The organism is Candidatus Ruthia magnifica str. Cm (Calyptogena magnifica) (assembly GCF_000015105.1).
GTDB classification, from domain to species: Bacteria; Pseudomonadota; Gammaproteobacteria; order PS1; family Pseudothioglobaceae; genus Ruthia; species Ruthia magnifica.
Genome location: NC_008610.1, coordinates 741,198 through 753,871, shown reverse-complemented (window position 1 = coordinate 753,871; position 12,674 = coordinate 741,198). Strand labels below are relative to the sequence as shown.

General features: G+C 33.6%; 10 protein-coding genes. 4 read left to right on the top strand and 6 right to left on the bottom strand.

What is annotated here, in order from left to right; all coding sequences use genetic code 11:
• The first annotated feature begins 73 nt into the window (after window positions 1–73).
• Entirely contained in the window at window positions 74–883 is an 810-nt protein-coding gene (locus RMAG_RS03485; RefSeq protein WP_011738062.1) for a CbbQ/NirQ/NorQ/GpvN family protein, read from the top strand.
• 12 nt (window positions 884–895) lie between these two features.
• Complete coding sequence (locus tag RMAG_RS03480; protein WP_011738061.1) at window positions 896–3,139, top strand: nitric oxide reductase activation protein NorD; 2,244 nt, start codon at window positions 896–898, stop codon at window positions 3,137–3,139.
• A 307-nt stretch (window positions 3,140–3,446) separates the two neighbouring features.
• Here the strand turns inward: RMAG_RS03480 and mog are convergent, their stop codons facing one another.
• From mog to RMAG_RS03455, 5 genes are all read right to left on the bottom strand, one after another.
• Entirely contained in the window at window positions 3,447–3,977 is a 531-nt protein-coding gene (mog, locus tag RMAG_RS03475) for a molybdopterin adenylyltransferase (protein WP_011738060.1), read from the bottom strand.
• Between the two features lie 1,883 nt (window positions 3,978–5,860).
• Entirely contained in the window at window positions 5,861–6,097 is a 237-nt protein-coding gene (gene moaD / locus RMAG_RS03470) for a molybdopterin converting factor subunit 1 (protein ID WP_011738059.1), read from the bottom strand.
• Window positions 6,098–6,131: 34 nt separating this feature from the next.
• A complete protein-coding gene (moaA, locus tag RMAG_RS03465) occupies window positions 6,132–7,127 on the bottom strand; it encodes a GTP 3',8-cyclase MoaA (RefSeq protein ID WP_011738058.1) in 996 nt (331 codons plus the stop codon).
• Entirely contained in the window at window positions 7,120–7,602 is a 483-nt protein-coding gene (gene moaC / locus RMAG_RS03460; RefSeq protein ID WP_011738057.1) for a cyclic pyranopterin monophosphate synthase MoaC, read from the bottom strand. The genes moaA and moaC overlap by 8 nt, the downstream gene beginning before the upstream one ends.
• Window positions 7,603–7,627: 25 nt before the next feature.
• Window positions 7,628–8,893: a molybdopterin molybdotransferase MoeA gene (locus tag RMAG_RS03455; RefSeq protein ID WP_011738056.1), complete on the bottom strand. Its 1,266-nt coding sequence runs from the start codon at window positions 8,891–8,893 to the stop codon at window positions 7,628–7,630.
• A gap of 82 nt (window positions 8,894–8,975) precedes the next feature.
• Here RMAG_RS03455 and mobA point away from each other — a divergent pair, with 82 nt between their 5' ends.
• Window positions 8,976–9,560: a molybdenum cofactor guanylyltransferase MobA gene (gene mobA / locus RMAG_RS03450; RefSeq protein WP_011738055.1), complete on the top strand. Its 585-nt coding sequence runs from the start codon at window positions 8,976–8,978 to the stop codon at window positions 9,558–9,560.
• A 5-nt stretch (window positions 9,561–9,565) separates the two neighbouring features.
• On the opposite strand, the gene RMAG_RS03445 is transcribed toward mobA, so the two are convergent.
• Complete coding sequence (locus tag RMAG_RS03445; protein WP_024792154.1) at window positions 9,566–10,015, bottom strand: molybdenum cofactor biosynthesis protein MoaE; 450 nt, start codon at window positions 10,013–10,015, stop codon at window positions 9,566–9,568.
• Window positions 10,016–10,294: 279 nt separating this feature from the next.
• Here RMAG_RS03445 and nirB point away from each other — a divergent pair, with 279 nt between their 5' ends.
• Complete coding sequence (gene nirB, locus RMAG_RS03440) at window positions 10,295–12,670, top strand: nitrite reductase large subunit NirB (RefSeq protein ID WP_011738053.1); 2,376 nt, start codon at window positions 10,295–10,297, stop codon at window positions 12,668–12,670.
• Window positions 12,671–12,674 lie beyond the last annotated feature (4 nt).

The following is a 12,674-nucleotide window of genomic DNA, read 5'->3' as shown; positions in this document are numbered from 1 at the left end:
ACCTCTGCTTACATGCAGAGGTTTTTATATATAAAGTATTAAAATATAAACATTATAAATTTAGGATAGAGTTATGTCAGATTTCGATATTAACCAATTTGAAATTAAATTAGAACCTTTTTATGAGGCTCAATCAAACGAAGTAGAACTATATACTGCAGCATATAATGCAAAATTACCAGTGATGATCAAAGGACCAACAGGTTGTGGTAAATCTCGTTTTATTGAACACATGGCTTATAAATTAGACAAGCCCATTATCACTGTATCTTGTAATGAAGATATCACTGCTTCAGACTTGATCGGTCGTTTTTTACTAGATGCTAATGGTACTCGCTGGGTAGATGGCCCATTAACACTAGCAGCACGTCATGGTGCAATTTGTTATTTGGATGAAATTGTAGAAGCGCGCCAAGATACAATGGTAGTTATTCATTCTCTTACTGACCATAGACGTGAACTAATGTTGGATAAAAAGGGTGAACTTGTTAAAGCGCACCCAGACTTTCAGTTGGTGATCTCATATAATCCAGGTTATCAATCATTGATGAGAGATCTTAAACAATCAACTAAGCAGCGCTTCACTGGAATGAATTTTGATTATGCTAATGCTGAATTAGAAGCTAGTATTGTTGTTAAAGAGTCAGGTATTAATGCTGATATTGCAACTAAATTAGTCAAATTTGCTCATGCGACTCGTAATTTGGTTGGTCATGGGCTTGATGAAGGCGCGTCCACACGACTGCTTAATTATGCAGGTGTATTAATTGCATCAGGTGTTAGTGTGAAAGATGCTTGTAATATGGCACTAGTATGTCCAATAACCGATGATGCAGAAATTCGAACCACCATGAACGGTGTAATTGATGCAATTTTTGACTAAAAGTTATTTAATATGGTTAAAGTAAGTCAACATAAATCCTTAAATTGTGCTTTTAATACGGTTCAAAGAGTATTTTCTGCAAATATTGAGCAAGCCATTCAGAAACTCTCAGAACAAAGTTTAATTGAGTACTACAACGGTGCTGAATTTTTAGCAAAAATTGGGCAGGGTGACGCTTTATCTATTTCTTTTTTGAAGACTATGCCCTGGATAGGTGAATTCTATGGTGATGGTAGTATTCAAAAAATTGTTAATTTTGCCTATCAAAAAATATCTAGAACACCCAATAAAAGAGCAGTTGAGCCATTCTTAAATAGCTTTATTGATGTTATTGAACATACAAACAATGATCAACTTGATCAGTATCTGAATTTAATTGAATATCATTTAAGCAAAACCACATTTTCAGTGCATGGTATTCATGATACATACGCTTCCCCATCATTAATAGTTATGCTTGATAATATGAATTTGTTGTTGGAGCAATTAGAATTTGAAGGTATTTATGAGTGGATTAATTACGGTTTAAGATATTTTCAAGATCATCCTGAGCGGCAAAAGGAATACTTTTCATTATCAAGTGCAGATTCAAAAGCTGTATTTCAACGCCAAAGAAAGGGTTTGTTGTTTAATGATATTGAGCGAGAAATTAATTTGTTTCAGTGTGCACTTTGGAAAACGGACTTTATGTACGCACCATATTCTCCAAATTTTGAAAAGTTAGAACATTTTCACCCTTATTTAGAAGACAGCGTTATTCGTTTGCCTGATATTTATGAGCCATTAAATGGTATTAATGCTTGTAAACGTTATATGGCTTTAGTGGCACACTTGATTGTACATCATCAATTTACCACCAAGATTGTAGCCGATAATATTTCACCACAGCAACGATTTTTTACCGAGATTTTTGAAGATGCTCGGGTCGAGTATTTAGCCATTCAAACTTACCCTGGTTTGAAAAATTTATGGTTAAGTCTAATTCCAATTGTTGATGAGTTTGATTGTGACGATAAGCATCAATCTTGTTTGAGACACCGCGCTATTATGCTTATACGTGCACTACTTGATGAAAATCATCCTTATAAAAATCAAATTATCTTAGATTATGTTGAAAAATTTAAGAGGTTAATGAATCTAGGGGAGACTGAAACATTAGACAGTTTAAGCCTTGGGTTTGGGTATTTAATTAAAACAAGAAGTGCTTCAGATGCATTGGCCAGTGTTTATTTTGAAAATACCGAGGTGACTTATCGAGATGATAATCGTTCAATGTGGTTGTTTATTGAAAAATTTGATGAAGAGGATAACATCTTTGAACGCCAGAAAAAATCTGAAGAAGATGAGGAAGGTATTGAAGTAATACCAGCACATTATTATGACGAATGGGATTATGTTTACGAGGCTTATAAACCTGACTGGGCGGCTGTGTATGAGCGACTACATTCACATACTAATGCTTTAAAAATTGAACAAATTTTAGACAAACATTCAATTTTGGTTAAGCAACTTAAAAAAGTGTTAGATTTGCTTAAACCACAAAATAAAAAACGCCTACGTTATCAAGAAGAGGGTGCTGAGCTAGATCTTGATATTGCATTACGTAGTGTGATTGATATTAAAAATGGTTCTCAACCAGATACCAGAATAAATGTTAATTTTGAACACGATTCTCGTAGCGTTTCAGTGTTATTGTTGTTAGATTTATCAGAGTCATTAAATGAAGTTGTAGGGCAATCTGGACAAACTATTTTAGAACTCTCACAAGAGGCGGTGTCTTTGTTGGCTTGGGCAGTGGAGCAGTTGGGTGATAACTTTGCCATTGCTGGTTTTAATTCTGATACTCGTAAAAAGATTATGTATTATCATATCAAAGGCTACAATGAGCATTGGGATGATGCAGTTAAAGCACGTTTGGCTGATTTGAAGGCAGAATTTTCTACTAGAATGGGTGCTGCCATTCGTCACGGCACACATTACTTAAATTTACAGCAAAGTGATAAAAAATTAATGTTGATTTTGACCGATGGAGAGCCTGCTGATATTGATGTTCATGACCCAAAAACCCTAATTCAAGATACGCGTAAAGCCGTGCAAGAATCCCAACAAAAAGGTATGTACCCTTATTGTATTAGTTTGGATAAAAAAGCAGATGAATATATTGCTGATATTTTCGGCTCGCACTACTCTGTGATTGACCGTGTTGAGTCTTTACCTCAAGAGTTGCCAAAATTGTTTTTGTCACTTACTAAGTAATGTTTATTTAATACGGTTCGGTTTATTTATCCATCGCATGATCCAACAATATTGATTTATATCCTTATTCAAAAACTAGAGCCGTAGTGACAACATAACTAAGACATTGGTAAATGCCTATATTACATCAATTAGAAATAATGATGGATCAAATTATTGTTTTTTACAATGAAAAGGATGCGTTCATGGATGTGTTAGTCAAGGTATTTTGGATTTAGTTTTATTAAAAGAAGTGTACCAAAAGACAGAATGTTTACCAGTCATTAAGCGTATTATCCAGCAACTTAGGAAAAAGTTCCAGTTAGTTTTATTCAAATTTTTGCTCTATAAAATCCAAATCAATCTGAATATTAGACTGATCGAGCAACTCTAAACATTTGGGTACTGCCAAAAACACTGCACCCAAGCATACTGCAATTGCAGCCGGTTTACCTGGTAGATTGATAATTAAACTACTACCACGTGTACCTGCGGTTTGACGCGATAAAATAGCTGTTGGCACAGTACGTAACGACACAGTGCGCATTTGTTGCACAAAGCCATCAAAAATTCTTTCACACACGGCGTGTGTTGCTTCTGGTGTTACATCACGCGTTGTAGGTCCAGTGCCGCCAGTAGTTAAGATTAAGTGACAATGTTTATTATCAGAAAAATCAATCAGAGTTTTTTCAATTAAAGATTGTTCGTCTTCAATAATAATGGCTTCTATTTCATAAGGAGATAGAACGGCATTTTTAATCCAATCTTGCATGGCAGGACCGCTAATATCTTCATATTCGTTACGAGCAGCACGATCAGATATGGTGATAAAACCAATTTTAATGTTTATTTTTTTCATATGTTTTAAGATCAGTTAGTTATTTTTTTTCATTAATTTTACCATTCAAGAGATTGTTAAAAAATAGTCTAATTAGTAAATTTTAACCAAATTTAAATTATTTTTTTGACTTAAGATTTATGGTTACTATGATTGTGATTATGTATTGGATGTTTATTTACGAAGATCCATACCATAGAATTACGTCAAACATTATTATAAAAGAGCAGCTAAAAACATTAAATCCCTATATTTTGTAAATATATGCAATATTATTCATTGATGTTTGGTGGTTTTGTTGCTCTTTCTTTATGAATGATAAAATATTATATTAATGAATATGGATTCAAATCAACCACTGTAGCATTACTAGCAGCAGTTTTTGTATTACCTTCAGATGTTATTCATGCATTTGGCTGGTAGCGAATTTCACTAGTTAGTTTATTTTTTTTATCCTACTCATAAACCACTTTGGTTATTAAAACAACTACAGAGGAGGCAATGTTTGAGTGTTATTTTTTTGTTTTGATCATTGTTGGTTTTATCTACGTAAGAATATGGAGCTTTGTAATTCATAAATATTAAAAGGTACAGGTACAGCCCTTAGGATAATGGGACATGTAATTTTAAAAGAGTATCACGTAATCAACAAAAATGAATATTTAACCAATTATATCAAGAATATATAGATACCATTTTTGCTAATATTGGAAGAAAAAGATACTAGAAGTCGTTGTTCTAACAGGAACTGGTTGGCCTTTTATGGGATAGCTCTGGAGAGTAAAATATTGAAAATAAAAATACTATGAATGGTGTAGATATTGACCCAAAAATAACTTTAAAAAATGACAATAACAAAATCGTATCCGTTGGTTTTCCATATTTTAATAATAAAGCATACGATTAAGAAATATTTACAAACACAGATCATGATTCTGTTTTAATGAGAAGCGTGTCAATTAAGACAGTTAAATTAATTATGCGCCTAATTGATGCTAAAAAATAACAGGAGTGTTTAAAAGAACAAACCAGTTGTATTGTTAGAGAATTTTCAGAAAACACAAGGTAAATCAATGATTATTTTAGGGGCTATTGTTAATCATTGCTACCCATATGGATATGATTTATCGTGGCATATATAATATGTTAATGATGTGATTGTATTGTGGCAGTTAGTCTTATTATGTATCCATTTATTCATCCACTGTTTAAAGCAGTAGATCCTATCTTAGAGTCAGGGAGTATTTTTGGGATATTTATAAAAACTTAGCTAAAAAATTTTCATAGATTTGTCCTGATTATTTAGGTAAAAGACGTGTTTGTTTTATTAGGAGCGTTGATGTGTAGAGATAGGCAAGGGTATTGCTTAGAATACCGAAGATAAAGTTATTTTATCTTTAGCACCTAAACCAGTGGACAAATTGTTGTTAAAACTTGGGAGGAGTTAAGAAAAATAACAGATATGCAGTAGTTTTTTATCAAGACCACAAGTGGATGGTGGCCATCTATTAATACTAAAACAGTTGTGCCTTATTAATGAGAATAATGATAAACGTTCTTAAGTAATTTTGAACTGGATTACACTGTATTAAAAATGGGATATTTATTCTATTTATTCTGATAACTTATTGATCCTTACACTTAGTTGTGGTGGTGTAGAAGTATAGATAAGTGAAATTAATGCCAAAAAGATTAGTGTGACAGATAATGATTGGATTGTTATATAATATTAACGGCATAATTGCAGCAAGAACTGTTACCAAGGATGTCAGAAAGTATCACGCTCAAGAGAAAATTGTAGCATAAAAATCAAGTTTTATATGCATTTTTTAAAATGTATGCAGTATAACGGCGGTGAAGTAATACATTAGTTTGGTTATGCGTTTATTATCATGCCCATTTTTTTATCCACCAGTGACTGGTGGATAAAAAGCCACTTTATCTGTTTCGCTGATAATAACCGCATCATTAGCGATTTCTTGATTAACCGCACAAAGAATATTATTTGGAAAATGACGCTTGCCATGTCTGTCAATGAGTTGTTTTTTTAATTGTGCTGTTGTGGTGTTAGTAGTAAGAATAATCTCTTCACTAGACAGTTTAAGGGATTCTTTAAGTGAAGCAAAATATAAAATTTTCATAATTTATTTATAGTAAGATTTTTTGAGTATTATTTTATCCACCAATTTCTACCATTTGCCGATTACTAATATTGTCAATAACAGAGTTAAATTCATGCTTTTCAGGTTTTTTATTAATTGCATTTAGAATCATGCATTTAATTTCTTCGTCTGTTAAATTTGAACGTACAGCATCTTTTAAAGAAATTGAATCTTCTTGTCCTAGGCATAAGATTAAATCTCCCTTGGTACTCAGTCTAACACGATTACAAGTTTGACAAAAATAGTTTGATACGGCACTGATTATACCTACTGTAGAGTTTGTGTCTTTAATTTTAAAATTATGAGCAGGACCAGCAGTTTTATTAGATGCGATGGGGGTTAATTGATTGTTTAGGTGTTTGTTGATTTTAGCAAAAATGTTTTTTTCACTAATATGTTGAGTAAGTGCTTTTATACCTGACAATCCAATTGGCATGGTTTCAATAAAGCGGATATCAATGCCTTTGCTAACGACAAAATCAATCATTGATTCGATTTCATCATCATTAACGCCACGCATTGTTACTACATTAATTTTAATTGGTGCCATACCTGTTTGTATTGCTGCATCAATGCCTTTAGTAACTTGTATTAAATCACCACCATGAGTAATTTCTTCGAATCTTTTAGGAATGAGAGAATCAATAGAAATGTTTACTCTATTGATGCCATTTTGATAAAGCTTTTTAGCAAACTTTTCTAATAGATGTGCATTGGTTGATAAGGGAACATCATCAATACCATCAATACGACTAACGAGTTTAGCAATTTTAGAAATACCTCTTCGTAGTAGAGGTTCACCACCTGTTAATCTAACCTTAGTAATACCTAATTGTGCAAAAAGTTGAACAATTTTTTCAATATCTTCATAACTTAGAATGTCTTTACGTTTACAATTTGGCTTATGTTCATCATCACGACAATAAAAACATCGATAATTACAGTGTTCAGTCACTGAAAGTCTTAGGTAATTGATCTCTCTACCAAACTTGTCAATTAACTTAGACATTTTCAAGTTTCCAATGACCAGATTTTCCACCCTTTTTTTCTAGTAATTGAATCTCTCCAATTTTGATAAAACGATCTACTGATTTGCACATATCATAAATAGTTAGTGCTGTTACACTTGCTGCGGTGAGTGCCTCCATTTCTACGCCAGTTTTACCATCAAGTTTAACAAGTGTTTTAATCTCAATCGTGGCATTTTTTTCATTAGGTGTAAGCTCAACCATTATTTTTGACAGCATTAATGGGTGACAAAGTGGAATTAAATCCCAGCATTTTTTAGCAGCATAGATGCCAGCAATACGTGCTATAACGAGCACATCTCCTTTAGTATTTGAGCTAGATAGTATCAGCTCAAGGGTTGATTGTTTCATACTAACTATTGCCATGGCAGTTGCTTCACGTGTGGTAATTTTTTTATCAGACACATCAACCATATGCGCGTCACCTTGTTGATTAATATGGGTTAATTTATCCACTTGGACTAGCTTGGTTGCTTATCACTCATGATAACATCTCATTTAGTGGATAAAAATTTAGAACTTTGCCTCGTTTAAAGGTGATTTTTTCTGGAACTTCTATTAATCCATCCGCCCACACCATAGAGCTAAGTACATCAGATCCCTGTTTTGGATACAGATTAGCCTTGGTAGGAAAGGTTGTATGGTCAAGGCGTGCACGTATAAATTCACGTCTAGGTTTTGGCTTGTGCCAATCAAAGTTTGCTTGAGTTTTAAAAGTGGTATTTAGATAGTGACTTGCACCTTGCATTTTTTTAATAAAAGGTCGAGCAAAGAGTAAGAAAGTGACCATGGCAGAAACTGGATTTCCTGGTAGTCCAATAAAAGCACAATGCCCTAGACTGCCAAAAACAATTGGCTTGCCTGGTTTTATCTTAATACGCCATAGGTTTAATTGACCTAATTGTTCTATAGCAGGTTTAATATAATCTTCCTCACCAACAGACACACCACCTGTGGTTATGATTAAATCACAATCAGATTTTAATGCCTTTAGCGCATTACAAGTGGCATTAAAAGTATCTTTAATACTACCCAAGTTGGTAATTTTACAACCAAGTTTGTTTAGTAGTGCCACTAATAAATAGCGATTAGAGTTAAAAATTTTCCCTTGTTGTAATGTATCTCCAGGGTTGACTAGCTCATAACCTGTAAAAAAAACACCGACTTTAATTTTATGAAACACTTCAAGTTTGTCTATACCCACAGAAGCAGCTAGTGCAATATCTTGTGGTTGTAGTTGTGTTCCTTTAGATAAGATTATATTACCTGATTGGATATCATTGCCCATAGGCCTGATGTTTTCACCCAGTGAAATGGGTCGATAAACTTTAATTTTTGATTTATTTTCAATCAACTCGCATTCCTCTTGCATAAGCACTGTATTAGCATCTTTTGGTATGGGCGCACCTGTAAATATACGTGCTGCACAACCTGGTGCTAGTGCATTTCCAATACTACCTGCAAGAATACGACCGGTAATTTCAAATGTAAATCCACCAGGCGTGTTTATTTGATTTATTTTAAGATTAATAGCATAGCCATCCATGGCAGAATTATCAAAACTAGGGGTAGAAATATTGGCATGTACATCAATAACTAGAATTCTGTTTAATGCATCATCAAGCCTTATTAATTGAGTGCTATTGGTAACTTTAACAGAATTTGTTAATTTTTCTAAAGCCTCATCAATAGAAAGTAAAGGTTGTGACATTGTGTCACAACCACAATCAACTTGTTGGTTGTTCATGATAATTTTTTTTGATTTATAATTTAAGTTAATTGTTTGATTGTATCATACAGCCTATACATTTGACAAACAACATACCCATATGAAAAACATCGTTAAAAGTGACATCACTGCTGTCATACTTTCAGGTGGTCGAGCTACACGTATGAACGTTCAAGATAAGGGTTTAATTTTATTTAATGATAAGCCTTTGATTAGTTATGTGGTCGATATTATCCATCAAGATGTCCATAATATATTAGTGAGTGCCAATAGAAACCTTTTTGCATATCAAAAATTTGGTGAAGTTGTTACTGATAGTTTGCCTGGGTTTCAAGGGCCACTTGCTGGTATTTTGTCGGCTTTGATTAAAGTCAAGACAAAATATTTATTGGTTGTGCCATGTGATGGGCCGTTTATTAATCAAAGTCTTGTGGCTAGATTATTGGAAAATATGCAAAAATCTGATGTCAACATTTGTGTGGCAATGCAGGGGCAAAAAATGCATCCTACTTTTTCATTAATTAAGACTAATTTAAAAGATAATTTGAGTGAATTTTTAACACAAGGTAATCGCAAGACTGGTATGTGGTTTAAGAGTAATCATGCACAAAAAGTTGATTTTTTAGATCAAGCAGACATGTTTATTAATCTAAACTCACCTGAAGATTTTAAAATTAAACAGTAAGGTTACTACTCCCAACGATTTTTTTGGTTTTTATCGCTACTTTTTGCTTTAACCCATTTGCTTTTATTTTGAGCGTATTCTTTTTTCCAAAATGGTGCTTGAGTTTTTAAATAGTCCATAATAAATTCGCAAGATGCAAAAGCAGATTGACGATGTTTGCTACTTGTAATCACCAATACAATTTGATCATTAATATTTAAATCACCCACGCGATGAATAAGAGTTATATTACCAATAGACCAACGTTTTTTGGCTTCATCAATAATAGATTTTAGTGCTTTTTCAGTCATCTCAGGATAATGCTCTAACGTCATTTTTTGAATTTGGCTATCATCTAAATCACGTACAAAGCCAACAAAACTGACCACTGCGCCAATATCAGAATGGTTATTTTTGATCAGTACTATCTCTGTTGATAAGTCAAAATCTTGTTGCTGTATAATTATTTTGTCTATGTTAAAAAACCTTTACAATAAATTGGTACATTTTAACTTAATTTTTTGATATAATTTAACACAGTTACCTAATGAAGGGCAACAACAAACACAGACGTTTACTTAATTTTTCTTAATGAGATTATTAAGTAAACGTTTTTTTTCGTCAATTTCAAAGTAGAGTTGGCAAATAGGTATTGAAGCCAGTTATTGTATTTTTATGTTTATGTATATAAATGCGATAACTGGCTTTTTGCTTTATAAAAAGTATAAAACATTAAAACAAGGCAGGAAAATAGCATGAAAAATTTAGTCATAGTTGGATCTGGAATGAGTGCCATGAAGGTGGTTGATGAGGTGTTAAAAATTGACCCACTGATGTATCAAATCACTATTATTGGTGAGGAGAAGGTGTTACCATATAACAGAATTATGCTCTCATCTGTTTTAGCAGGAGAGAAAGATTTTGAAGATATAAAGACGCATGATGAGTCTTATTTCTCTCAAAATAACATTACCTTTAAGCCAGGTTGCTTGGTGTCGTTTATTGATAGATTTAATAAAAGTATTTTATTAACCAATGGGAAGATATCATATTCAGTGGTATACGATCGATTAGTGATTTGCACGGGGTCAAGGCCTTTTATTTTACCATTGCCAGGTAAAACGTTAGAGGGCGTGGTGTCGTTTAGAGATATTTATGATGTTGAGTATATGCAATCAAAATCTGGTCAAGCTAAAAAAGTAGCAATAATTGGTACGGGTTTATTAGGGCTTGAGGCTGCTAATGGACTTAATGAGTTAGAGTTTGATGTTACTGTGATTGGCAACATGGATTCTATTATGAATATGCAATTAGATACTTCATCTGGTGTCTTATTGCAAAAAGTATTAGAACAGAAAAATATTAAATTCAAGTTAGGTACGATAACCAATAAAATTATTGGAACAAATACAGTTAAAGCCCTGGAATTTGAGGATGGAACGACAATGGATGTTGATATGGTTGTTATGTCGGTAGGCATTATTCCTGAAGATTCTTTAGCAAAAGCTGCAGGGTTACAGACAGACAGAGGTATTATTGTGGGTGACACAATGATGACTTCTGACCCTGCTATTTACTCAGTGGGTGAGTGTATTAAGCACCGAGGTATGTCGTATGGTTTGGTAGCACCACTGTTTGAACAGGCACGTGTGTGTGCTGAGCAGATATGTGAGGTGTCTCATCATATGTACACAGGTTCAGATATTTCTACCAAGCTAAAAATTTCAGGTGTGGATGTCTTCTCAGCAGGAGAGTTTGATAATCTTGAAGATGAGGTTATGTGTTCCAAGGATCATGCACTTAACACTCGTAAAAGATTGTCTATTAGAGATAACAAATTGGTTGGTGCAGTTTTATTTGGTGATTCAACAGATGGGTTGTTTTATTTTGACTTAATTAAAAAAGAAACAGACATTGCCAGTATTCGCAAAACTTTACTATTTGGTGATATTAATATTGACGATTCAAGCACAGGTGCCAAAGGTGTTGAAAAGATGTCTGAAGATGAACAAGTATGTGGTTGCATAGGTGTTACTAAAGGTGACATTGTAAGTGCAGTGGCAGGTGGTTGTGATACTTTTAAGGCATTACAAGAAGAAACAGGTTGTGCAACAGGTTGTGGTGGCTGTACTTCAGTGGCTAAACAAGTATTTAGCTTTGTTGCTAGTGCTGAAATATTAAGCAAAGATGTCTTGTGTGATTGTACAAAATATTCAACAGAAGAAGTGCGTCAATATATTAGAGTTTTAGATAAAGTTGTTAGTGTTAATGACGTTCGAAATGCACTTGATTTTGACGATATTTGTGAGGCTTGTGGTGCGGCCATTAATTATTATTTATCTTCACAGTTTAATGAAGCGTATATTCATAATGATGATGAACGACCGCACAATGAAAAAATGCATGCCAATAAACAAAGAGATGGCACTTATTCCATTGTGCCACAAATGCAGGGTGGATTGACAACACCTAAAGAACTTAAAGCATTGGCTGATATTGCTGTTAAATATGAAGTTCCAACGATTAAAGTAACTGGTGGGCAGCGTATTGATTTATTAGGTATTCCTAAGGAGAACTTAAATGATATATGGGACAAAATGACTGAGGCAGGCATGAAAGCTGGTTATGCTTATGGAAAGGCTACTAGAACGTGTAAATCTTGTGTTGGCACAGATCATTGTATGATGGGTACACAAAATTCTATGGGGCTTTCTATTAAAATGGAAGATGCTGTTTGGTCACACTTTATGCCACACAAATTTAAAATGGGTGTGAGCGGTTGCCCGCGTAATTGTGCCGAAGTTACGATTAAAGATTTTGGTGTGATTTGTACTGAAAAAGGTTATGAAATTCATGTGGCAGGAGCTTGCGGGATTCGAACTAAGGCTTGTTTGAAAGACAGATTTTTTGAAACTGAAGAAGAGGTGATTGAATATCTTAAGGCTTTTGTGCAGTTATATCGTATTGAGGCTAATTATCTTGAACGTGTGATACATTTTGAAGAACGTGTGGGTCTAGACTATATTCAATCCAAACTAAAGACACCTTCAATGATCAAACACTACGCAGACTTACTACCTAAAACCATTAAAAATCCATGGGAAACAATAGACCATAGGCGTTCAGCATGATATA

Coding starts and splice junctions, on each gene's coding strand:
- mog (WP_011738060.1), bottom strand. CDS start 3,977: ATGAAAAAAATAAACATTAAAATTGGTTTTATCACCATATCTGATCGT.
- RMAG_RS03485 (WP_011738062.1), top strand. CDS start 74: ATGTCAGATTTCGATATTAACCAATTTGAAATTAAATTAGAACCTTTT.
- nirB (WP_011738053.1), top strand. CDS start 10,295: ATGAAAAATTTAGTCATAGTTGGATCTGGAATGAGTGCCATGAAGGTG.
- moaD (WP_011738059.1), bottom strand. CDS start 6,097: ATGAAAATTTTATATTTTGCTTCACTTAAAGAATCCCTTAAACTGTCT.
- mobA (WP_011738055.1), top strand. CDS start 8,976: ATGAAAAACATCGTTAAAAGTGACATCACTGCTGTCATACTTTCAGGT.
- RMAG_RS03480 (WP_011738061.1), top strand. CDS start 896: ATGGTTAAAGTAAGTCAACATAAATCCTTAAATTGTGCTTTTAATACG.
- moaA (WP_011738058.1), bottom strand. CDS start 7,127: ATGTCTAAGTTAATTGACAAGTTTGGTAGAGAGATCAATTACCTAAGA.
- RMAG_RS03455 (WP_011738056.1), bottom strand. CDS start 8,893: ATGAACAACCAACAAGTTGATTGTGGTTGTGACACAATGTCACAACCT.